Source organism: Puniceibacterium sediminis, from assembly GCF_900188035.1.
Classification (GTDB): domain Bacteria; phylum Pseudomonadota; class Alphaproteobacteria; order Rhodobacterales; family Rhodobacteraceae; genus Puniceibacterium; species Puniceibacterium sediminis.
Map to the genome: position 1 here is coordinate 40744 of NZ_FZNN01000015.1, position 21294 is coordinate 62037.

Annotated in this window: 20 protein-coding genes; 16 read left to right on the forward strand and 4 right to left on the reverse strand. The window is 60.6% G+C overall.

Going from position 1 to position 21294, the window contains the following annotated elements:
- Positions 1-737 precede the first annotated feature (737 nt).
- On the forward strand, positions 738-1778 hold the full coding sequence (locus tag CHB75_RS15475; RefSeq protein WP_245841001.1) for a tyrosine-type recombinase/integrase: 1041 nt from the start codon (positions 738-740) through the stop codon (positions 1776-1778).
- Between the two features lie 311 nt (positions 1779-2089).
- On the opposite strand, the gene CHB75_RS15480 is transcribed toward CHB75_RS15475, so the two are convergent.
- The 3 genes from CHB75_RS15480 to CHB75_RS15490 all read right to left on the reverse strand — a co-directional run bounded on the left by CHB75_RS15480 (position 2090) and on the right by CHB75_RS15490 (position 5674).
- Complete coding sequence (locus CHB75_RS15480; RefSeq protein ID WP_089272091.1) at positions 2090-3247, reverse strand: helix-turn-helix domain-containing protein; 1158 nt, start codon at positions 3245-3247, stop codon at positions 2090-2092.
- Between the two features lie 244 nt (positions 3248-3491).
- Entirely contained in the window at positions 3492-4457 is a 966-nt protein-coding gene (locus tag CHB75_RS15485; protein ID WP_089272093.1) for a ParB/RepB/Spo0J family partition protein, read from the reverse strand.
- Entirely contained in the window at positions 4457-5674 is a 1218-nt protein-coding gene (locus CHB75_RS15490) for an AAA family ATPase (protein ID WP_089272095.1), read from the reverse strand. Before CHB75_RS15490 ends, CHB75_RS15485 begins: the two co-directional genes overlap by 1 nt.
- Positions 5675-6537: 863 nt before the next feature.
- On the opposite strand from CHB75_RS15490, the gene CHB75_RS15495 reads away from it, so the two are divergent.
- From CHB75_RS15495 to CHB75_RS22125, 15 genes are all read left to right on the forward strand, one after another.
- On the forward strand, positions 6538-7476 hold the full coding sequence (locus CHB75_RS15495) for a hypothetical protein (protein WP_245841003.1): 939 nt from the start codon (positions 6538-6540) through the stop codon (positions 7474-7476).
- A gap of 99 nt (positions 7477-7575) precedes the next feature.
- Positions 7576-8532, forward strand: a complete 957-nt coding sequence (locus tag CHB75_RS15500; protein WP_089272097.1) for an AAA family ATPase — start codon at positions 7576-7578, stop codon at positions 8530-8532.
- Complete coding sequence (locus CHB75_RS15505; RefSeq protein WP_089272099.1) at positions 8529-9434, forward strand: DUF58 domain-containing protein; 906 nt, start codon at positions 8529-8531, stop codon at positions 9432-9434. The genes CHB75_RS15500 and CHB75_RS15505 overlap by 4 nt, the downstream gene beginning before the upstream one ends.
- Before the next feature lie 2 nt (positions 9435-9436).
- Positions 9437-9802 carry a hypothetical protein gene (locus CHB75_RS15510; protein WP_089272101.1) on the forward strand — a complete coding sequence of 122 codons (366 nt, stop codon included), beginning with the start codon at positions 9437-9439 and terminating at the stop codon, positions 9800-9802.
- Complete coding sequence (locus tag CHB75_RS15515; protein ID WP_089272103.1) at positions 9795-10748, forward strand: VWA domain-containing protein; 954 nt, start codon at positions 9795-9797, stop codon at positions 10746-10748. The genes CHB75_RS15510 and CHB75_RS15515 overlap by 8 nt, the downstream gene beginning before the upstream one ends.
- Complete coding sequence (locus tag CHB75_RS15520; RefSeq protein WP_089272105.1) at positions 10748-11644, forward strand: vWA domain-containing protein; 897 nt, start codon at positions 10748-10750, stop codon at positions 11642-11644. Before CHB75_RS15515 ends, CHB75_RS15520 begins: the two co-directional genes overlap by 1 nt.
- The gene (locus tag CHB75_RS15525; protein ID WP_089272107.1) at positions 11641-12321 is read left to right on the forward strand and encodes a hypothetical protein; all 681 of its coding nucleotides are present in this window, start codon (positions 11641-11643) and stop codon (positions 12319-12321) included. The genes CHB75_RS15520 and CHB75_RS15525 overlap by 4 nt, the downstream gene beginning before the upstream one ends.
- Positions 12318-13493: a BatD family protein gene (locus CHB75_RS15530; RefSeq protein ID WP_089272109.1), complete on the forward strand. Its 1176-nt coding sequence runs from the start codon at positions 12318-12320 to the stop codon at positions 13491-13493. Before CHB75_RS15525 ends, CHB75_RS15530 begins: the two co-directional genes overlap by 4 nt.
- A gap of 205 nt (positions 13494-13698) precedes the next feature.
- The gene (gene gfa / locus CHB75_RS15535; RefSeq protein ID WP_089272111.1) at positions 13699-14337 is read left to right on the forward strand and encodes an S-(hydroxymethyl)glutathione synthase; all 639 of its coding nucleotides are present in this window, start codon (positions 13699-13701) and stop codon (positions 14335-14337) included.
- Between the two features lie 129 nt (positions 14338-14466).
- Positions 14467-15192, forward strand: coding sequence for a response regulator (locus tag CHB75_RS15540; protein WP_089272113.1), 726 nt, complete (start codon positions 14467-14469; stop codon positions 15190-15192).
- A gap of 12 nt (positions 15193-15204) precedes the next feature.
- Entirely contained in the window at positions 15205-16365 is a 1161-nt protein-coding gene (locus CHB75_RS15545; RefSeq protein WP_089272115.1) for an FIST N-terminal domain-containing protein, read from the forward strand.
- Positions 16362-18581 carry a hybrid sensor histidine kinase/response regulator gene (locus tag CHB75_RS15550; protein WP_089272117.1) on the forward strand — a complete coding sequence of 740 codons (2220 nt, stop codon included), beginning with the start codon at positions 16362-16364 and terminating at the stop codon, positions 18579-18581. The genes CHB75_RS15545 and CHB75_RS15550 overlap by 4 nt, the downstream gene beginning before the upstream one ends.
- 67 nt (positions 18582-18648) lie before the next feature.
- A complete protein-coding gene (locus CHB75_RS15555; protein WP_176439165.1) occupies positions 18649-19320 on the forward strand; it encodes a hypothetical protein in 672 nt (223 codons plus the stop codon).
- Complete coding sequence (locus CHB75_RS15560) at positions 19317-19661, forward strand: hypothetical protein (protein ID WP_089272119.1); 345 nt, start codon at positions 19317-19319, stop codon at positions 19659-19661. The genes CHB75_RS15555 and CHB75_RS15560 overlap by 4 nt, the downstream gene beginning before the upstream one ends.
- Positions 19662-20043: 382 nt before the next feature.
- Positions 20044-20253, forward strand: a complete 210-nt coding sequence (locus CHB75_RS22125; protein WP_245841005.1) for a hypothetical protein — start codon at positions 20044-20046, stop codon at positions 20251-20253.
- 210 nt (positions 20254-20463) lie between these two features.
- Here the strand turns inward: CHB75_RS22125 and CHB75_RS15570 are convergent, their stop codons facing one another.
- Positions 20464-21273, reverse strand: a complete 810-nt coding sequence (locus CHB75_RS15570) for a quinoprotein dehydrogenase-associated SoxYZ-like carrier (protein ID WP_089272121.1) — start codon at positions 21271-21273, stop codon at positions 20464-20466.
- Positions 21274-21294: the final 21 nt, after the last annotated feature.

Here is a 21294-nt window from a genome sequence, read left to right on the forward strand (position 1 = left end):
CAATATTGCGTAGTAACCGCCGCAACTTGTGGCTCACTTTTATGTCCGATAATCCAAACCTATTGGCCAGAACCGAGAGCCCTAAGATAATGGATCTGGACGGGTGCGCCGACACCGGCGCCGAATGGACAATGGCATCCATCGTGATCGAACCGAACTGTCCACACGGGACGCGCAGTCGCCTAACCGATCAAGTGGCGCCCATAGCGGACGAATTGCCCATACCCGGCGAACCAAGCGCCCCTCGCCACCATCGGTGTTCCTCTTAACTAAGCTCTGACAGGTAAAATGGCGTTGGGAAATGCCATGTCCATACGATCTGTCCACAACCCTGCCCTACCAGCACGAAGACACTCGGATATGCCGCCTCTTTCCTTCCCCGAAACCCAATTGCGTGACCGGTTTGGACACCGCAATTTCAACGACAGGTGTTCTGCGGGTTCCGGGGACAGGATGAAAGCGGCTGCGCGCAACCGCCCGTTCCCTTGCCGCGGCATCTGCGGCGCGGATCACCGGTTGATCCGCCATGGCCAAAATCAGTAAAAGAGTGTCTTATGTCCGATAATGAAGTTAAAATCCAGCAAAGAAACAGCGATGTTACATTATAAATCAATAGCTTAGAGACCTTTATGGAACAAGAACGGCAGTCAAAATACGATGGACAATCGCCCAAGCGCTCGGTAAACGCCCCCGTCCGCAATGCGGAAAGCCAGAGCACCTCACCTGAGACTGATGCTATGAGTGTTCCGCCCGGTTTGCGTGTCCCCGCGGCATCGGCTGGGTCGGACTCTCTCGATCATCTTGTCGATACTGCCAATATTTATACCGGCCAGCGCACCGCTCAGAACACTAAGAAGGCATACAAGCAGGATTGGACCCACTTTGCCAGTTGGTGCCGCAGACGTGGCGCAGAGCCCCTGCCCCCAAATCCGCAACTGGTCGGCCTCTACATAACGGACTGCGCGGCACCAGAGACAAAGACCCTTTCGCAGCCGTTGTTCCGCCCCCTTTCGGTATCGACCATTGAGCGAAGACTGTCCGGGCTTGCCTGGCACTACCAACAGCACGGGTTTGTTCTGGATCGCAAGGACTGTCACATCGCGACTGTGCTTGCCCATATCAGACGTCGACTTGCGCGGCCTCCAGTGCAAAAGGAGGCTCTGCTGGCCGAGGACATCCGCGCCATGTTCGCTTGCCTTCCCTTCGATTTGCGGGGCCTCAGGGATCGTGCGATCCTCCTGATCGGCTATGTCGGCGGGTTGCGCAGGTCCGAGATCGTGAGCCTGGATTATGGCCACGACGACAGTCCGGACTCCGTCGGGTGGGCCGAGATTGAACAGGATGGTGCCATCCTGTTCCTGCGCGGAAAAACCGGGTGGCGTGAGGTTGAGATTGGCCGCGGTTCATCTGATCAAACCTGTCCTGTCCATGCGCTGGAACAGTGGTTGCATTTCGCCAAGATCGACTGTGGACCGCTCTTCCGCCGCACCAGCCGTGACAACACGCGCGCTCTGGCCGCACGACTGTCTGATAAGCATGTTGCGCGGCTGATAAAGAAGACCATTCTGGATGCTGGCATCCGCAGTGATCTGCCGGAAAAAGAACGACTGGCACTGTTCTCTGGCCATAGCCTACGTACAGGGCTCGCTTCGGGCACTGAAGTAGACGCGCGTTACGTACAAAAGCAGCTTGGTCATACCTCTGTAGAGATGACCCGAAGATATCAACGCCGCGGCGACCGGTTTCGTGTGAATCTGACCAAAGGGGCAGGACTTTGACTTCGGCTTGCAGATAAGTGAAAGAGCTCGCCGGGCTCAAGCTCCCCGGGTTTTAAGGCGTGGATTAGACTGTGATGGCTACGCAATTGCGGTGTGCCTGTTCAGGTCAGATTTTGATGCACTTTCCCATCGCTGAAAGTCTACCCTGCCGCGGTGGGAAAGTGCATCAAATGGCGTTAGCGCCCGCCTCGTCAATTGGGAGCGGTGGGCGGATCGAGGTTTGCAACGGGGTGTCCACATATCTGGGAGCTAGTTGCTTTGGACTAATACCTACGATTTACCGCGGTAAATCGTTATCGCAGGAAAGTTTGTCATGTTGGGACCCCGTAGGATTGAACCCACCGGCAGCGCTCGTTTGGCACTACGCGACCACCGGCGATTGGTTCTCCTTGCTCATAGGCATTTATCATAGACCTGAGATATCCCTCAGGCCGAGAGATTGTCGCAATCTTTGAAGACAGATAGTCGAGGGTGTGGATCATCGCTTCCCATCCAATGACAGACAGTCCGTGGATAACGCCACTCTGTCCAAGTCCAATAAAGGAAGAAAAACTAAAAAGCGCTTCTGCGGCCTCTCGCTCTCTTTCGGGCGCGTTGGGGTAGAACTGCTGTAGCATCTCCGTTTTCCTCCAGCTTTCAACAATGAGGCGGGGATCAAAACGGATGTGCTCCTTTTTATTTTTTTCTTTTAGTTTTGACTCTATGTGCCGGACAGTCTGTCCGGCATCGACGGGACAAGTGTCCGCTAAAACGGCGGTTTTCATCGCAGTCTGATCCTGCTGTTGGTCAGAGTCTGCCCGGCTGATCTCTGCTTCGAACTGGGCAATACGGGCTTCGATGGCATCAAGCTCGTCAAGTGCCGTGGTCTTGCGACGGACAGCGCAGCGTAGCTGAATGCGCAGGGATTCGATCCAATCAGGGAGCTTGGGGCTAGACTGGAGGAAGGTCTTTAGGGCGGCCTGAAGACGGGCGCTGACGCTGTTCTTGCGGCTGCGCAGCAAAAGACGCTCTTCCTCGATCCTGTCCCGCATATCGAGCAGTTCGGCGTATCTTTCAAAAAGCGGGGCGATGTCGACGCCGTAGGCATTGACGATAAGGCCCTGGTTGTCACGTTCCGGAAAGCGTCGACCGTTACCACTCAGGCGTCGACGGATGAGGCCGACCTGCTCAAGACGGGTCTCGCCCCGGCGGAAGCGCCGCTCATCCATGCCGCAGGCTCTCTCTAGAATCTCTGCAATCTGCATGAAGGACACGTTGAGCTTGCTGGGGTCGAGCGGACCATGGGGCAGGACGGTCAGGTGGGCTCTCAGGACCATCACGTCCCGGTCCGTGAGGCCGAGTTCATGGCGTAACCCGGTGACCAGCGACAATAACTCCCACCGGTCCAGCAGGCGGGGCCCTGTACCTGGGTTTGGACAAGCCGATATCGCTTGTCCACGCGGCATTGCCGCGGACATTAATGTGTTCATTCAGATTTCAGACGGCAAAATTCGACCGTTCACCGAAAACCGGTGTTGAAAGTAATTCGGAAAGCGGCTAGAAAGACTTTGCTACAAGACCTATCCAGCCCTCTTCGGAACTTCGGTTTCGGGGGGGGCTTTTTTGTGCCGGTGTCTGCTCCTTTTGGTTTCGCCTGTAATAGGGCTCTGTGGCCCGCCTATTGGATTTACCGCGGTAAATCATTTTTATTGTTTTATATCAAATGATTACATGTCATCCCTCCTGTGCTGCTTCAAGTTCTGCCAAGAGTTCCACGATCTTTGCGTCGATTTTTTCAAGGATCTCGGGTGGCATGTTCTTGCGGGTGTTCACGACCAGTTGCTGTGGCTTGCGCACCGTCGAGACTCCGCCTCCAAAGAAATTGCGCCGACTTGCCTTGGGGGCAGGGGAGGGGGGCTTGTTCTTTGCGGCCCTGATCTGAAGGGCGTAGAGCAGAGCTTCGAACCGTTCAACACTGTCGGCAATGTCTTCGTTGACCAGAGCCCTGGCGGCGTCGGGTGAAATACCGTGGCGTGCCATGGTGGTAACAAGAGTATCCCATTTGCGACGCCCGACACCCCGGGCCGGGCCGATGGATAAAACGAGTTCCTCACCCACGGCCTGATAGCTTTTGATCATGAAGTTTATCAGCGTGCGGGAAATGTTCAGGAACTCGGCGATGTCCTTCTGGTCATAGCCCGCATTTACCCCCTGCGCCGCCGCACGGGCCCGCTCGATATAGCTTGTCTCCAGCCGGGCTGAGTTTTCGATGCCCTGCGCGATGAACGCCTCTCGGTCATCAAGCTTGGCGACGAAGGCCTTGATCCTCGGCAGAGCCAGACGGCGATGCGCCGCGAGGCGCCTGCGACCGACGACAATCTCGTAGGGCTTCTCGCCCTGTACCACACGGACAAGGATCGGGATTTGCTGGCCGTTCGCACGGATGCTCTCGACCAGACTGTCGAGGTCTTCTTCGACATTGATGCGATCCCTGATCGGGCTTTCCTGGATCTGATCAACCGAAATTTCCTGATAGGTCCGGTCGGCTCCGCCCTGCGTCGCAGCGTTGATATATTTGGAACTTGCCGCGCCGCCCTTGATGATAGGCTTGCGCCGGGCCAGCATCGGCTTTTGGTCGACCTTGTCCTGCCCGGACTCACTTGCCGGACCGGACTGATTTCCGAAGACTGATCGCGCCATCAGGCAACCTCCTCATTCTCGGAAACCCGACCGCGGCCGGCCATGATTTCCCCTTCGATTTCCAAAGCGATTCCATGAAGGCTTTCGAGGATGCGATCATAGGTCTTGCGAGTGAAGCTCGAAGGATCGACCTCCAACAGGGGGTTCATCGTGTTGCCGGCATCCGCGATCGCGGTCGAGGCCAGAAAGTCGGTATTTAGCATCGCGCTGCCCAGCGTGTTGCGCAGAAAGGAACTGAGCTGGAGTTGGGCCGGATCATTGGGCGAATAGCGCGTCAGAAGGATGCGGATGAAGTCGAAGCGCTTGTTGGGATCGACGCCTTCGATGCTGTCCAGGGTGCTCGATGCGAGGTCGAGAAACTTCACGAGGCTCACAACATCCAGCATCCCCGCCGAAAGCGGAATGAGCATCGAGTTCGATGCATAGAGCGCCGCGATCACGCAGAACGACATATGCGGCGGGGTGTCGAATAACACCACGTCATAGGCGTCTTCGACCAAGCTGAGGGCGTCAGAGATCCGTGAGTAGAAGGGGATGCCCTTGGCGGCGGCGCTTGCTGTTTCATATTCGAATTCGGTCAGCGAGATTGAGCCGGGGATGATGTCAATATTGGGGAAATACGTGGCCTGAATGGCATCGGCGATCGGAACACGCGCTTCGCCATCACCTTCCTCTTCGTAGCGCAAGACATCGTAGATCGACGGGGTGCCGTCGAGGTCTGCCTGAATGTCGAAAAGGTCCGAACAGCTTGCCTGCGGGTCGAGATCCACAAGAAGAACCTTGAACCCGCGCATCGCGAGGAACTGCGCGAGGTTGACCGCGGTAGAGGTCTTACTTACCCCACCTTTCAGGTTGTAGATCAACAGCTTGGTGGTGTTTTCTCCGTCAAGTTTGCTGGGATACATCTCGACCGGGATCTTACCTGCTTCAAAAAGCCTTTGCTGAATTTCAAGGATTTCCTCGAGCGAGAATGTCCTGCGGTTGCCGGGCTCCATGATACCCTGAGGCAGGTCGGGGATGTTCTTGAGGTGATGCCGGAGGGTGTTGTAGTTCACCCGGAAGCAGATGTCAGCCATCTCGCGGATGGTAAAGCGGCGCAGACCCTTGTCGGACTTGCGGGTGTCCGGTGCCAGAAGACGGCTGGATTGTTGACGCAGGGCCACATCCAGTGCTTCACTAAAAGCGCCCAGAGTCTCCGAGCCCAGAAGGTTTCTCATGCTGCTCTGTCCTCATTGGTGTTCTTTTTTAAAAGGCTTACATCAGTAAAGCTGCTCAAGTCTATAGAAAGCTGATGCGATTGACTATTCAGCGTGAGGTGCGGCTGGGTTGATGTGCGAGGATGTCTCGAATATATCATTTAAAACAAATGCTTGACGGGAATTTGCTGAAATGTGGAGGGCGCGTGAGAGACTGTGCAAGAAATATCCACAGGTTGTCAGAGGGGTCTGCGCGCTGACGGGGCGGACCTATGAGTAAGAATCGTCGAAGGCTTGTGAAGGGAGAAGGGGCTGCGCAGGACTTTTGGTCAAGCGATGAGTTCGAACCGGTGAGGTTTGAATGCGGTCATTTTGTGCAGAATGTGGGCGGCGGTCCTGATTTGAGTGTTCTGGCTCGGAAAGCTCCGCGCTTTCATTTCAGGGCCGAAGACCGTCTTCCAACGGCCCATTTGGATTTCCCCCGAGGGCGCTGATTGTGGCGGTGTCGCCAAGTGGATACGCGCGTCAGGGCGAGATACCAGCCAGTCATGGCAATTTCATTTTCCCGGCCACGTCCTAAAGGTTTTCGCGCCAGTCCCAGCTGACATCGGGGCGATGCCGGGCCGGAGAACGATTGATGGTGGACGAAGGCTGGTCACAATCGCCAACGCGATCATTCAAAGCGGTATCCCTTCGTAGATTCAGCCCGGAGAATAGACACAGTTGCCAGGCCGGGTGACGCGGGCAGAACGAACTGTGAAAGCCGGGGTGGCGCTGCTTTGACCGGGGGCTGAGGGCTCGCTGGCCTGAGCTGCCGGTGCAAAAACTCTGGGAATTTTTCGACCGTGCGCTACCTTTGAACCTGGCGACAGGGAGCACCGCGGATGGTCCGTTTGTTTTCACTGCTAGGTGTCCTTTGTTTCAGCCTCGGGCTGGAGGCCCAGGCGACGCCACTGCCAGGCGACCGCGATGCCTTTATGGCGCTTGCGAAAAAGGGCTGGGTCTATGAGCTGCGCACGGCGATGTGGAAGCACGACCCGCTGACCCCACCCATCGTGATCAACGGACGCGATCTGGCGGGCGCTGCGATATGTGTTGTGGGAGAAACGCCACATCCGCAATCGCGGGCCGTGATTGACACCTTTCGTGCGCTGATGGCGGATGTCTTTGGCAAGCCGCTGCCGCTGCGCTATGCGGGTGGGGGGCTGGAGTTCTGCGGCACCGGGCGGGTGGTGTACATCAGGCTCTATTCGGATCGGCCGCCACATGTAGCCCTGAACGCGGATCTGCGGCGGATGGACGAGGTGTTCGAATTCGGCCTGCCGCGAGGGCGGGAACAATCGGTGATATCGCCAGCACAAGCGCAGACGTTTTTTGGCCGGAAGGGCAGGGCGACGCATGTTCTGGTCAAGCAACCAGCGCCGGGCGACACCACGGATCTGGAGGCGGCGTTCTATGCGTCGATCATGATCGAAGAGCTCTACCAGACCTTTACCTATGGCATGGATATCCTGCATTTCGACCCCAAAGCCAACTTTGTGTCCAAGCTTGAGGAATTTCCGGTCTATCTGCGGAATTTCCCTTGGGATTCAAAGCGGTATATGCAGGGATTGCTGTCGTCGAACCCAAGCGGGCTTTGCCGTTTTGACGTGTTCATGCTGCATGCGCTGGCCGAAGCCCCGGTCGAGAACACGAATTCCGACGCGTTTCTGGAATATATCGGCGGGGCTTTTGAGCGGCTTGAATCCGAAACGGATGTGACCGTGGCGAACCCCGATTACGCACCCATTCTGGATGTAGCCTGTAGTGTCACAACGCAGTAATTGGCCCCGACTGCTACCTAGGAACATGTTTGTCGATTTCCCGGCCTGCGTTAGGCTTTGGCGCAAAGCACGTCAGGAACTGACGGCACGGGAGGATTCATGGATGCAATGACGGATCATGCGCCGGGCGGAGTTGCCGCCCTTGCGGATCATCTTGCCGAAGGGCTGGTCGGGCATGAGGTGCTGATAGAACGCCTGCTGATCGGCGTGCTGGCCGGGGGCCATCTGCTGATCGAAGGTGCGCCGGGACTGGCCAAGACCCGCGCGGTCAAGCGTCTGGCCGAGGCGATGGATGGCGGTTTCGCCCGCATCCAGTGCACGCCCGACCTCATGCCGTCTGACCTGACTGGTACGCCGGTGTTTCGCCCGCAGACCGGCGCATTCGAATTTGTGCCGGGGCCGGTGTTTCACAACCTTGTCCTTGTGGATGAAATCAACCGCGCCCCGCCCAAGGTGCAGTCTGCGCTGCTAGAGGCGATGGCAGAGGGGCAGGTGACAAGCGGTAACGAGACGATGAAGCTGCCCGATCCGTTTCTGGTCGTGGCGACGCAGAACCCGATCGAGCATGATGGCACCTTTCCCTTGCCCGAGGCGCAGCTGGACCGGTTCCTGATGCATGTGGTCCTGCATCTGCCCGATCCGGCGACCGAACGGCGCATCCTTGATCTGGTCGAGGCAGAAGGGCAGGGCGTGGCGATAGCGCCGATGCAGCTGTCATTGGACGATGTGCGCGCTGCACGCCGCGCGGCGATGTCGGTGCATCTGTCGGGGCCATTGCGGGACTACATCGTGCGACTGGTGACCGCGACCCGCGCCGAACCTTTTGCCCGCGACATCGAACATGCTGTTTCGCCGCGCGGATCGCTTGCATTGGCGGCGGCGGCCAAGGCGCGGGCGTACCTTCATGGGCGCGATTTTGCCCTGCCCGAGGATGTGGCGGAAGTTGCCGGGGACGCGCTGGCGCATCGCATGGTCATGACCTGGCGCGCGGTGGCGGAGGGGCGCACGGCGCGGGCCCTGATCGCGGATGTGCTGCGCGCGGTCGAGGCGCTGTGATCCCCGCCCTGGACGTTACCGGCATCGCGCTGCGGGCCGAGGCGCTGATCGTGCTGCGGGGACGGGCCGGGATTGGTGGGGACACCGCGTTGTTATCTGCGCTTCCGGGTGGGTTCGTGACCAAACGGCGCGGCCACGGGCAAGAGGTGTCGGACGTGCGTGAATATGTGGCGGGCGACGATATCCGCCACCTTGATCGCGGCTCCACCGCGCGTACCGGAACGCTGCATGTGCGCCGGTTTCAGGAGGAACGCGACCGGGTGACCCTGCTTGTGGCTGATTTCCGGCCCTCAATGCTGTGGGGGACGCGGCGCGCGTTCCGGTCCGTGGCGGCGGCCGAGGCGCTGGCGATGATCGGTTGGCGCGTGATCGAAGCCGGCGGGCGCGTGGGGTTGCTGGCCCTTGGGGCGGGTGAATCTGTTGCGGTGCCGCTGCGGGGTCGTGCCCGTGGCATGCTGGGTGTGATTGGTGGTCTGGTGCGCGCCCATGAGGCGGCGCTGCAACTGGCGCTGGCGGGTGAACAGGACGATCCGCCGCTTGATGAGGCTCTGTCGCGGCTTGGTCGCATTGCGCCTGCGGGGTCGGAACTGGTCATCGCCTCTGGCTTTGATGGGCCGGGCGCGGGGTTGGCGGACCGATTGTCCGAACTTGCGCAGCGCCGTACGCCCCGGCTGATCTGGGTGCGTGATGACCTTGCCGCCAACCTGCCGCCGGGGACCTATCCGATCCGTCTGGTCGGTGGCGGCCGGGCGCGGGCGCGTATTTCCGAAGGTGCGCGGCCTGAGCCGGTTCAGGAAAGCATGATTGCGGGGTTTCCGGCGCTGCGGGTTGATGCCGGTGCAGCACCGGAACAGACGGCCCAACTGTTGAACGCGGCCTTTCCGCTGGACCGGGGGGCCTGACCATGGCCGACAGCGCGCTGAGCAAAGAGGCGATGCTGGAGGGGTTGCGCGACATCCGCCTTCCCGGTGATGCCCCCGGCGGGTTGGTGGCCGAAGGGCTGGCTGCTTTGGCCTGCGGGCTGCTGCTTGCCGTGCTTATTGGCGTGATCCTGCGCGTGGTGACCCGGGTTCGGCCCCGACGCGCTGTTCCCGAAGATCCGTTTCGTTCAATAGGCGCGCTGGCGGAAGAGGATCAGCGCCTTGCGCTTCTTCGGATGCTGAAGGCCCGCGCACCGGAACGGTATGCAGTACTGGCACAGGATCTGTATCAGCCGGGCGGTTTGCCGGATGTCGGGGCCCTCTGGGCTGAGGTGCGGCGCGATGATTGAACTGGCCAGTCCCTTGGCGTTGCTGCTGCTGCCGCTTCCGTTTCTGGTGATCTGGCTGCTGCCCGCCGCGCCGACGGGTGGTCCCGCGCTGGCTGTGCCCGAACGGATCGGGCAGGGTATCCTGGCCGGGGCGGGGCAGGGGGGCGAGGCCGCATGGAGGCGTCGGTTTGCGCCCTGGATGGTCTGGGTGCTGCTGGTTCTGGCGCTGGCGGGGCCAAGGCAGCTTGAACCCATTCCGGCGCTCAAGGTTTCGGGCCGGGATCTGGCGATTGTGCTGGATCTGTCGGGGTCGATGGTGCGCGACGACTTTTACCTTGATGGCGCGGCGATCACCCGGATGGCTGCGGTGCAGCGGGTCGGTGCCGCCTTTGCCCGCCGTCGCGCGGGGGATCGTGTGGCGCTGATCGTCTTTGGGTCCGAGGCGTATTACGCCGCCCCCTTCACATTCGACACAGAGGCGATTGCGCGGCAGATTGAAACCTCGGTCATTGGTATTTCGGGGCGGGCGACGAATATTTCCGACGCGCTGGGGCTGGCGTTGAAACGGCTGGAGACGTCTGAGGCGGACAGCAAGGTTGTGATCCTGCTGTCTGACGGGATCAACAATGCCGGAGCGACGAACCCGCGCGGGGTTGCCGGCCTTGCGGCGGATCTTGGGATCCGGGTGCACACGATTGCGCTGGGGCCAAAGGATCTGACGAACAGTGCGCCGGGTGAAAATGGCGTGGTCGATGCGGCCACATTGCGGGCCGTTTCCGACCTGAGCGGCGGGAGCAGTTTTCGGGTCCGCACGACCGAGGATCTGGTGGCGGTGACGGACGCCCTTGACCAGCTTGAGGCGACCGATAGCGACGGGCTTTCGGCGCAGGTCTTTGCCGAATTCTGGATCTGGCCGGCCGCGTTTGCCGCCATGCTTTGCCTCTGGATCGGGTGGAGGGCCGAGTGATGGAAGACGTTTCCCTGCTGCGCCCCCTGTGGTTGATCGCGCTGCCTGCGCTGGTGGTGCTGGCCGTGGTGATGCGGCGACGCCGCGCCGGGTTGGGGGATTGGGACAGGGTGCTGGACCCGGCGATGTTGCGGGCGCTGCGGGCGCTGGGTCATGTCGATGAGGCCAGAAGCGCCCGGCGGGGGCTGATGGCGCTAATCGCTGCCGGGCTGGTGGTGGTGGCGCTGGCGGGGCCCGCGCTGGAACGGCGGGATGCGGCGGCGTTCCGTAATCTGGACGGGGTCATCTTTGCGATTGATGCCTCATCGTCGATGGTTGAGAGTCCGCGCTGGCCGGCCCTGCAGACCATGGGGCGGTTCGGTATTTCCGCGCTTGGGTCGCGGCCCGCGGCGCTGTTGGTATTCGGCGGCGATTCCTATGTGGTGAGCGATATGACCGGCGATCTACGCCAGCTGGGCCAGACCCTGTCATTGATCGACGCCGAGACCGTGCCGGACAAAGGTAGCCGCCCCGAGCGCGCGCTGGCAGAGGCGGCGCTGATCCTGGATGAAGCTGATGTGCTGGCAGGCGACGTGGTGCTGTTCACCGACGGCGGCGGGCTGGGGCAGGCGGCAATGGCCAAGGCGGGGGAACTTGCGGCGCGCGGCGCGCGGGTGTCGGTAGTGAGTCTGGATGACCCGGGACCAGAGGTGCAGACATTGGTGGCGACGGGGCAGGGCAGGGTGTTCACCCTGAACGAAACCGACGCATTCGCCGCCTTCCTTGCGCAGGACGCGCGCGACCGGCTGGAAAAGCAGGATTATCCGCTGCTGTTCTGGTCGGATTATGGCCGTTTTCTGCTGCTGGTGGCGCTGATCCCCGTGCTGCTGCTGTTCCGCCGGAGGGGTGTGGCATGAGGTGGGTTCTGCTTGTCGGTTGCCTTTGTCTGGCGCTGTCGGCGATGCTGGGTGGGACCGCGCCGATGGGTCGGGTGCTGTTGTCGGCGGGGATGCCGGGACTTGCCGCCCCTCTGTTCAGCGATGCGGGGTGGCGCGGGGCGGCGCTATATCGCGCGGGGCGGTTTTCTGAGGCAGAAGTGGCGTTTCGCGCGGCGCGGGAGATGCTGAACCTTGGCAATGCGCAGGTGATGCAGGGGGCCTATGCGGCCGCGTTAGAGGCCTATGACGCGGGCCGGATGAAGGGCGACCCCGAAGCAGGCGCGAATTTCGATCTGGTTTCGGCCTATTACGCGGGTCTAGCGCTGGATCCCGACGCCGAGATTTCGTGGTTCGCGAAAAAGGACAAGAACGGCGAGGCGCAGCCGTCATCCGTCGCGCAGGGCAGCGCGCGGGCAGCCGGAACCGGGTCTGAGGCGACCAATGCCGGGGCGCTGATCGGGCTGCCTGAGTTGGAGAGCCGGGGCAGGCTGGGGGTGCGGCGTGTGTTCGATGACAAGTTCATCATGGCCAACCGGCGCTGGCTGGCGACACTGCCGGACGTGCCGGGCGATTACATGGCCGCACGCATCACGTTCGAACACAAGCGGCGTGACAAAGCAGGCCTGTCACCACCCGAGCCGGAGGACCCGCGATGAGGTGGTTCGTGGTGCTGATCTGGGCGCTGACGTCGGTTGCTTGCGCCGCCCAGACGACGCAGGTGAACCCGGCGGACCTGACCCTAACCGTGACTGTCGCCAACGGGGATGTGGCGCCCTATGTGCAGGAAATGGTGTTGGTCACTATCGAGGGCCAATATCGTCGGCATGTCACGCGCGAGATAATGGAGCAGCCGGATCTGGAGGGCTTCAACTGGATGCAGCTGGGTCCGGACCAGTGGTATGATACGACCGAGCGCGGCAAGAAGGTCAAGAACCTCAGGCGGCGCATGGCGCTGTATCCGGACCGCCCCGGCACGCTGACCATCGGCGCGTTTACGCATCACCTGACGCTGACGGACGAGGGCGATGACTGGTTCCCGCATGACATTCAGTCCCAGCCAATCACAATAGAAGTGCTGCCCGCGCCCGAGGTCAAGTCCTGGTGGTTCCCGGTGCGTCACCTTGAGGTGTCCGACACCTGGTCGAACGCACCGGACCGGTTGAAGCCGGGCGAAGGTGTGCTTCGGGTGATCCGGGTTGAGGCGACAGGCGTGCCGCCCGACATGATCCCGCCGATGCCAGAGCTGCACTCGCCCTCGGCGATGATATTCGCACATCCCGAAAAACGGTTGGTGGAACTGTCCCCCGAAGGCCCGGTTTCCGTGGCTTTCTGGCGCTGGACGATCCGCCCGGGCAATCACACGTCTGCCATCGTAGAGCCGATCAGTTTTGACTATTTCGATACCCGCAACCGCGTGCCGCGCACGGTGACCATTTCTGCGCAGCGGGTGGCGATGGATGAATCCAGCCTGCCGGACCCGGTGCTTCCGCCCGAACCCGCGCGGCTGTTTGCGCTACCAGTGCTGATATTGTTCGGGGTCGCTTTGGCAGGGGGGCTGGGGGCGATCCTTTTTGGTCGGCAATTCGCCGGGTTGGACAGACTGCGCCAAGTCGCGCTGCTTGATCCCTTGCGCCGAAAGATGCGGCGGGCGGCGGCGGCGCGGGATCTGCCGGGGCTACGGCGCGCGGCGATCGCGATGCTGGCACGCGACGGGTATTCGGTTGCCCGGTGCGAGTTACTGAAGGATCTGGATCGGGACGCTTTCGGGCGCACGCCGGGGCACCTGGATGGGCGGGCATTCGCGCGGCGATTTCTGGCCTCCCGATGAGTTTGCGCCGAAACCTGCGCTGCGTCGCCGAGGTAGAGGGGCCAGCCGCTAACACTCCCCGGAGCATTTCGGGACAGATGAAGGCGCGCAGGGCGCTGAATGCGACCGATACCATTGGTTCAGTTGTCACAGGGCAAAGCGGCGGGCAGTCTTCGTACCATCGCGCGAAAAAAAACAGGGCGTGGTCAAGGGAGGGAATATTTCAATGGGACTGCTTTCAAATCTATTCGGCGGCGGAAGCGCTGCATCGAAACCGAGCGCGCCGCGTTACACCAATGTACGCATCCACCCGGCGGTGGATAACGGCGTAAAGCCCGGGTCAGCAAGCTTTTCGGGCGGGACGCTGAAGTGCCATTGCGCCAGCGACAAGGTCGAGGTCGAGGTCGGCGGCCAGACGGCGCATAATCACGTTTGCGGCTGCTCCCAGTGCTGGAAGCCCAAAGGCGCGGTCTTTTCGCAGGTTGCGGTTGTCGGCAGCGACAAGGTGACGGTGACCAAGAACGGCGAAAAATTGGACCGGGTCAACACCCATGCAACGATCCAGCGGTATGCCTGCAAAGGCTGCGGCGTGCACATGTTCGGCCGTATCGAAAACACCGGGCACCCGTTCTACGGGCTGGATTTTATCCATACAGAGCTGTCCCCCGCGTCGGGCTGGTCCGCACCGGAATTCGCCGCTTACGTATCGTCGATCATCGAGGCTGGGTATGACCCTGCCAAGATGGGTGACGTGCGCGGACGGCTCAAGGAACTGGGGCTGGAGCCCTATGACTGCCTGTCCCCGCCCCTGATGGATGCGATTGCCACACATATCGCCAAGGCGAAGGGCACCCTAAAGGCCTAAGGGCGCTGGGGAGTTTTTTGGGTCGTGAACCGTGTTTCGCGACCCGATCATCGCTTGCCATACAAATGTGCGTGGGAGTTGCGTGGCGGGTAACTTTCTTGCTAAGCTTTTGGCAGGGAGGACTTTGCTATGAAACATGATCCGGTGGCTCAGCCCGCTGGCCGTATACGATCCGTTGTGATCGTGGACGATCATCCGCTGTATGGTGATGCGCTTGCGTCTGCGTTGCGCCACGTTTTTCAGGATTGCCGCATAGAAACAGCCAAATCGTTGGGCGAGGCGATGGACCTGCTCGCGCGCGGTGCTGCGCCCGATCTGGTGATGTTTGACCTAAAGCTGCCGGACGTCACGGGAATCAGCGGGTTCCTGTCGCTGCGCGATCGGATTCCGGACACGCCGATTCTGGTGATCTCGTCGCTGACCTCGGTGGATGTGGTGCATGCTTTGATGGATGCAGGCGCGGCCGGTTTCCTGCCCAAGGATGCCTCGGCCCAGGTTCTGAAGTCGGTGTTGTTCGACGTCAGCGCCGGGCGCAAGTATCTGCCCAAGGAATATCAGAAGACCGCCAACACAGAGCAGCGTCGGCCTGACTGCCATCAGGTCAACCAGAAGCTTGCGGACCTGACCCCGCAGCAGACCCGCATCATGAAGCTGATTTGCGCCGGCAAGCCGAACAAGCAGATCGCCTATGAGCTGAGCCTGGCCGAAGCAACGGTCAAAGCACATATCACGGCGCTTCTGCGTCGTCTGGGCGTGCAGAACCGCACGCAGGCTGCGGTGCTGGTGGAAAGCGGCAACATGGACGGGGCTATGGGGGCCTCTGATGCGGATGCCCGCGCCTTTCTGAGCCAGTAGGGGAGGCGGCGGATGCTGCATCAGCCTCTGAATGCGCCAACCTCTGTCGGGGTTGGCGTTTCCTATCTCAAGGATGCCCGCGACGCCGTGGCCGATCTGGTGACGCAGATCGACCTGCGCGAGGTATGCTTTGCCATGGTGCTGATCCCCGAAGGGTCCGACCTGCCCGCGCTGGCGGCGGAGCTTGATCGCCAGATGCCGGGGCTGCCGGTGTTCGGCTGCACTACGGCCGGGCAGATCACCCCGCGCGGATACGAGACCGAAGCCCTGCAGGTTCTGGCCTTTCCCAAGCGGCATTTCCGCTGTGCCTCGATGCTGATCAAGCCGCTCAAGCCACTGTCGATCAAGAAGATCGCGGCGGATGCGCGCCGCCACGACGCGCAGTTCCAGCGCACCGCCGACTGGGACCGGCTGGCCCTGATCTTTGCCGATGGTCTGTCCAAGCAAGAGGACATGCTGGTCACGGCGCTGGAGCAGGGTTTGGGCGATATGCCGGTCTTTGGCGGATCCGCCGGCAATGGCCTGAACTTTCGCGAAACATTCGTGCTGCATGGCGGAGAGTTTCACACCAACGCGGCGCTGCTGTTGTTTCTGGAAACGGATCTTGCTTTTACCGGGCTGGGCTTCGACCATTTCCTGCCCACGGACAAGCAGATGGTCGTGACGCACGCGATCCCCGAAGAACGGCTGGTGCTGGAGATCAACGGCGCGCCGGCGGCGGTGGAATATGCCCGGTTGGTGGGCGTGCCTGTGGATCAGCTTTCACCGCAGGTTTTTGCGGAAAACCCGGTGCTGGTGCGCAACCACCACAATTATCACGTCCGCGCCATCCAGGAGGCGCCCGGTGCACACGCTTTGTCGTTCCTATCGGCCATCGACGACGGTCTGCTGCTGACACTTGGTCGTGGCAAAGAGATCCTGCGCACTTTGGAGACCGGGCTGGACGTGCGCAGCCCTGCAGGCAATCCGCCGGATTTCATCCTTGGTTTTGACTGCGTGTTGCGCAAGCTCGAGATCGAGCAGAAACAGCTGAGCGGCGCTGTATCGGAAATATTCCGCGACCGTCGGGTGCTGGGTTTCAACACCTACGGCGAACAGCACTGCGGCGTGCACGTGAACCAGACCTTTGTGGGTGTCGCGTTCTTTGAACCCAGAAAGCGGGATCTGCATTGATCGACCCGAATGACCCTCTGGATGTGCAGGTTGAAAAGCAGACCAAGATCATCGACGCCCTTATACGGCGGACCGGCAGGCAGCATGACGTCGGCCATTCCGCCTATGCGGCCTTTCAGTCGGCGATCGCCCTGCAGGGCCAGGTCTGGGCCAAGACGCTGGACCTTGAACGCGCCAGCAACGAGTTGGAACTGGTCCGCTATGACCGCGAGCGCACGCAGAAGAACCTGACCGATGCGCTGTCCGCGATGGAGGGCGGTTTTGCGCTGTTCAACGATGGCACGCTGCAGGTCTGTAACGACCTGTTCAGGACGCTGCTGCCGGACATCACGGAACTGATCCTGCCGGGCCTTGCGATGGCCGACTATTTTCTGGCCATGGAAAAGAGCACTCATCTGGTTGGTGCTGATGCCAAGCTGCATGTCAATCTGGCAGAGGCGCAGACCGGGCCTTCGGGCGCATCGCTTCTGTCCTTTGTGGTGGCGCTAAGTGACGACCGCTGGTTCCAGATCAGCCAGCAGCGCACGAGCCTGGATAACGTGATCATCCTGCAGACCGAGATTACTGATGTGGTGCGTCAGAACCGGTCGGAAAAGGATCACCTGATCGACATGCAGGCGCATTACCTGCAGGCGGCGTTTGACAACATGTCGTCGGGCATCTGCACGTTTTCGCGGGCCGGAATGGTGATGATGCACAACGATCGGTTCCGCGAATTGCTGGGCCTTCCGTTCACACTGATGCATCAGGGCACGCAGTTCACTCAGATCCTGGGCTTTATCCAGAACAACGGGTTGCTGGTGGATTCCGACATCACGGATATCGACCGCTGGCCGTACCGCCTGCGGACCGAAGGCCAGTTGCGCAAGCGTCTGCGCCATGGCGGGGGCCGTGTGCTGGATCTGCAGGCGCATCTGCTGCCGGATCGTGGATTCCTTGTGGATATCAAGGATGTCACGCTGGAATCCCGTGCCACCGAGATGTTGGAAAAGCGGGTTGATGAACGCACCTCCGAACTGACCGAAGCGAACGTGCGCCTGACGGCCCAATCCGAAGCGCAGGCGCGGGTCGAGGAAGAGTTGCGCATCGCCAAGGAGGCGGCCGAGGCTGCCGTTTCGTCCAAGACGCGGTTTCTGGCGGCGGCGAGCCATGATCTGCTGCAACCGGTCAATGCAGCCAAGCTGCTGATCTCGACCCTTGTGGACATGTCGCGCACAACGGCGATGGCGCCCACGGTTGACCGGCTCGACGGTTCGTTTTCCTCGATCGAATCTCTGTTGCACGCGCTTCTGGATATTTCGCGGCTGGAAAGCACCGAAAGCGCCCTGTCGGTGACTGAGGTCTGTCTTGGCAGTCTTATGCAGGGAATCATCGAAGATCACGCGCCGGTCGCCGCCAAGAAAGGCGTAAGGCTGGATGTGGTGCCCTGTTCGCTCTGGGTGAAAAGCGATCAGCGCTATCTGATGCGGTCGGTTCAGAACCTTGTGGTGAACGCCATTCAGTACACCGAAAATGGCCGGGTTCTGGTTGGCTGTCGGCGCAAGGGTGCGAATGTCGTGCTTCAGGTCTGGGACACGGGCATGGGGATTTCGCACAAGGATCAGAAGCGGATCTTTGACGAATTCACCCGCGCCGACAACGTTCCGCCGGGGTCCGGCATGGGTCTGGGCCTGTCCATCGTTGACCGCACCTGCCGCCATCTGGGCCACACCGTCAGCGTGCGCAGCAAGCCGGGGGTCGGGTCTGTCTTTTCCATCGAGATGGAGATGGTTCCGGGGCGGGCGCCAATGCCCGTCAGCCACAGCACCGCGCAGGCCAGCTTTGACAATGACATGAACCTGATTGTGCTGGTGGTCGAAAATGATCCTTACGTGTTGTTCGCCACGACTCAGAAGCTTGAGACCTGGGGCGCGAGCGTTCTGGCGGCCAAGTCGACCGAAGAGGCGCTGACGCTGGTGCGCGATATCGGCATGGCGCCAGATATCATTCTGGCGGACTATCAGTTGGACGGCGACGATACCGGCGTGCAGGCGATCCGTCTTGTGCGCGAAGAGACAGGCAGCCATGTGCCGGCCATTGTGATCACCGCTGATCGTGGCCCCGCCTTGGTGCAGATCGGGGCACGCAATGATTTCACGGTGCTGACCAAACCTGTGCAGCTGTCGCGGTTGCGCCCGCTGATCGACTGGAAGACCCGCGAACAGGCCGAAGTGTGACCCAGACAAAAGTAGCGCATGACAGTCCGCAGATGGTCAGTAGGCTACGCCTTGGGAGGAGACAATTATGCTGAAACATCTGGCTTTCGTGATGGTGGCTTTCGCTTTGGCGGGGACACCGGCCTGGGCCGCCGCCGATGACGGCAAGGCGACCTATGATCTTCTGTTCAAGGACGGTACGCTGGACGATGTGTCCAAGGATCACGTCCTGTTGTACAATAGGGTCGTAACGAACGCCTTGCTGCCCGAGGCTGCGCCGCGTGACACCGGAGAGGTCGAGCTGTCGTTCGAGGACAGCACGCCGCCCGAGGCAAGTCTGCGTTTTCTGCGCGCAGGCAAGCATCGCAATCTGGGTGTCTTTCCGATGAGCGTCGGTAACCCGATCATCATGTATTTCGTCGAAGCGACGGTGCGCGACATGGCCGAAGCCGCTGGTGGCAGCCCGTTCTACATCCGCAACCGGGTGAAGGAAGCGCTGATCACACCGACCGAAGTTCAAAGCGGAGAGGCGATGTATCAGGGCAAGGTCGTGCAGACCAAGATCGTGACGCTGCACCCTTTTGCCGACGATCCGAACCGCGACAAGATGAAAGGCTTCGGCAATCTGGCGCTGACCGTTGTCATGTCGGACGAGGTCCCGGGCTGGTATCAAAAGCTTGAGGCGACAGCGACAGGCAGTGACGGCCCGGTCTACAGCTCCGTGATGCAGTTTGAGGATGTAGAAGAGGCACCGCAATGAGACACCTTGCGCTCGCACTGACACTTCTGGCGGGGTCGGCGACGGCCCAGTCGGTCGAGCAACGGCTGAACGACTATCCGACGGCCGCTCGTGCCGATTATGTCTTTGCCTGCATGGCGACGAACGGCCAGGGCCGCGATGTGCTGGAAAAATGCGCCTGTTCGATCGACACGATCGCGTCGATCCTGCCTTACGACAAGTACGTCGAGGCGGAAACGGTGCTGTCCATGCGCCTGACCGGGGGTGAGCGAATGTCGATCTTTCGCTCTGCCGCTTTTGCGAACACCATCGTCGCCGATCTGCGCCGTGCACAGGCCGAGGCCGAGATCATCTGTTTCTGATTGTTTGTGCGGACCTGCGTTAAGATGATCCTGTCGGGCGGGCGCCGCCCGGCGGGTGTTGTCCGTCTGGTCGCAGGAAATCGACACGCCGAGATAAAAGCCGCTACCGTCTCCAACCCCTGGAAGTAAGTGGTGCACCCTCTTCGGGGCTGCTGTCGCCTGGGAGGGTCCAGGTCTGAGCCTTACGCACTTTCCACCAGCGAAGATGGAAACCGCATGTTTCGGGTCGTGCCCCAGCCAGTTTTGCGGTCCAATCCTGTGAAATCAGGAGGTGCCTTGCCATGATCCAGACAACAAGCGCACTTTTCTTATTCCTCTTCCCACTGGCATATAGCCCGGGCCCGGGCAGTGTATTCTTTGTGGCCAACAGGGCGCGATTTGGTTGGCTTGGAAAATATTTCGTGCTGGCACCTTCGAAGGAGGTGGCGTTGCCAGCCCGGCGACATTCAGGGACGGGGTCGTTCTGCTGGCCCTGAACGCCACGGCGTATGTGATTATTGCGCTCATCTTTACGCAGTTTCTGGGCCGGTCGGATATGGGAACACTGGCCACTGTCTTGTTGATTACCACGGTCTTTACTTCGACAATCTGATCGCCTTTTCCACCTAGGCGTTGATCGGAGACAAGATCGCGGGTTATTTCTGGACGCCGAATAGGGCACAAAAAGAGAACATGATCTTCGGCGGAATTTTAGCAGCAACATCTATATCGCGACTGCTGCCATAGGTGGCTGGGTCCGGACAGTTTCCCGCAAAGCACACTGGGGATTGTCTCCGGAGCTTTGCGCCTGGAGCGATGATTTTCAGCCCTGCACGTCCTTTGGCAGCGTATGTTCGAAAACGTTGCCTTCGGTATCTGTGGCGCGCACCTGCAGGTCGGTTGATCCGTTGTCCGTGTATTGGAACCGGAAAACCGGGTTTTCACTGACCGAAATGCCGCCTTCCATCGTCCAGAGCATATCATCCCCCTGGAACACCTCGATCTTGTCGATGAAGTGCGCCGAGATGAACAGTTGGGTGATCTGATCCCGCTGCAGGCCCGAATAATTCGGGTGACGGATCATGATCTGCGCCTCGCGCCGGGGTGTCGACATCAGCGCGGGCTGTTCGAACTGACGCAGGCGCATTTGCCCCATGGATGCCAGGGCCAGTTCAGGGTTCTTGGATGCCGGCGCCGAACAACCGCCCGATGCCTTCACATACCGGCCGTCCATCAGCAGGCCTTTGTCGGTTTCGGCAATGACGCGGACGTTGGAATACATGTTCACGCGAACGCGCAGTTCCAGATCCAGAGGGGCCATCGCGGCGCCGAAAGTGAATTCGGCCGCAAGCGGCGCGGGGTTTTCGTCGATGACGACCTTCAGGCCCTGAATTTGAATGCCCGGATCTGTCTGGGTAATGTGAATGGGAACCGTGGCGGCGTCATCAGCACGATAGGGGGCGTCGACGTTGAACATGCTTCTGCCGTCGGCGATGTCGGCCTCTCCTGTTATGTCGCCACGCAGGTCTGTCCAGCTTTCACTATCGGTCAGGGGATTATGCACGGCATCGGTCGCGGAATGAACCGGGCCCGCGATCAGGGCAGTCAGGGCAATAGCGTGGAAAATGTTCATGTGTGACGTCCTCCTCCTCGG

Bases quoted from the DNA above. Each gene is read 5' to 3' on its own strand.
- CHB75_RS15475 (WP_245841001.1), top strand. From the start codon at position 738: ATGAGTGTTCCGCCCGGTTTGCGTGTCCCCGCGGCATCGGCTGGGTCG.
- CHB75_RS15480 (WP_089272091.1), bottom strand. From the start codon at position 3,247: ATGAACACATTAATGTCCGCGGCAATGCCGCGTGGACAAGCGATATCG.
- CHB75_RS15485 (WP_089272093.1), bottom strand. From the start codon at position 4,457: ATGGCGCGATCAGTCTTCGGAAATCAGTCCGGTCCGGCAAGTGAGTCC.
- CHB75_RS15490 (WP_089272095.1), bottom strand. From the start codon at position 5,674: ATGAGAAACCTTCTGGGCTCGGAGACTCTGGGCGCTTTTAGTGAAGCA.
- CHB75_RS15495 (WP_245841003.1), top strand. From the start codon at position 6,538: ATGGTCCGTTTGTTTTCACTGCTAGGTGTCCTTTGTTTCAGCCTCGGG.
- CHB75_RS15500 (WP_089272097.1), top strand. From the start codon at position 7,576: ATGGATGCAATGACGGATCATGCGCCGGGCGGAGTTGCCGCCCTTGCG.
- CHB75_RS15510 (WP_089272101.1), top strand. From the start codon at position 9,437: ATGGCCGACAGCGCGCTGAGCAAAGAGGCGATGCTGGAGGGGTTGCGC.
- CHB75_RS15515 (WP_089272103.1), top strand. From the start codon at position 9,795: ATGATTGAACTGGCCAGTCCCTTGGCGTTGCTGCTGCTGCCGCTTCCG.
- CHB75_RS15520 (WP_089272105.1), top strand. From the start codon at position 10,748: ATGGAAGACGTTTCCCTGCTGCGCCCCCTGTGGTTGATCGCGCTGCCT.
- CHB75_RS15525 (WP_089272107.1), top strand. From the start codon at position 11,641: ATGAGGTGGGTTCTGCTTGTCGGTTGCCTTTGTCTGGCGCTGTCGGCG.
- CHB75_RS15530 (WP_089272109.1), top strand. From the start codon at position 12,318: ATGAGGTGGTTCGTGGTGCTGATCTGGGCGCTGACGTCGGTTGCTTGC.
- gfa (WP_089272111.1), top strand. From the start codon at position 13,699: ATGGGACTGCTTTCAAATCTATTCGGCGGCGGAAGCGCTGCATCGAAA.
- CHB75_RS15540 (WP_089272113.1), top strand. From the start codon at position 14,467: ATGAAACATGATCCGGTGGCTCAGCCCGCTGGCCGTATACGATCCGTT.
- CHB75_RS15545 (WP_089272115.1), top strand. From the start codon at position 15,205: ATGCTGCATCAGCCTCTGAATGCGCCAACCTCTGTCGGGGTTGGCGTT.
- CHB75_RS15555 (WP_176439165.1), top strand. From the start codon at position 18,649: ATGCTGAAACATCTGGCTTTCGTGATGGTGGCTTTCGCTTTGGCGGGG.
- CHB75_RS15560 (WP_089272119.1), top strand. From the start codon at position 19,317: ATGAGACACCTTGCGCTCGCACTGACACTTCTGGCGGGGTCGGCGACG.
- CHB75_RS15570 (WP_089272121.1), bottom strand. From the start codon at position 21,273: ATGAACATTTTCCACGCTATTGCCCTGACTGCCCTGATCGCGGGCCCG.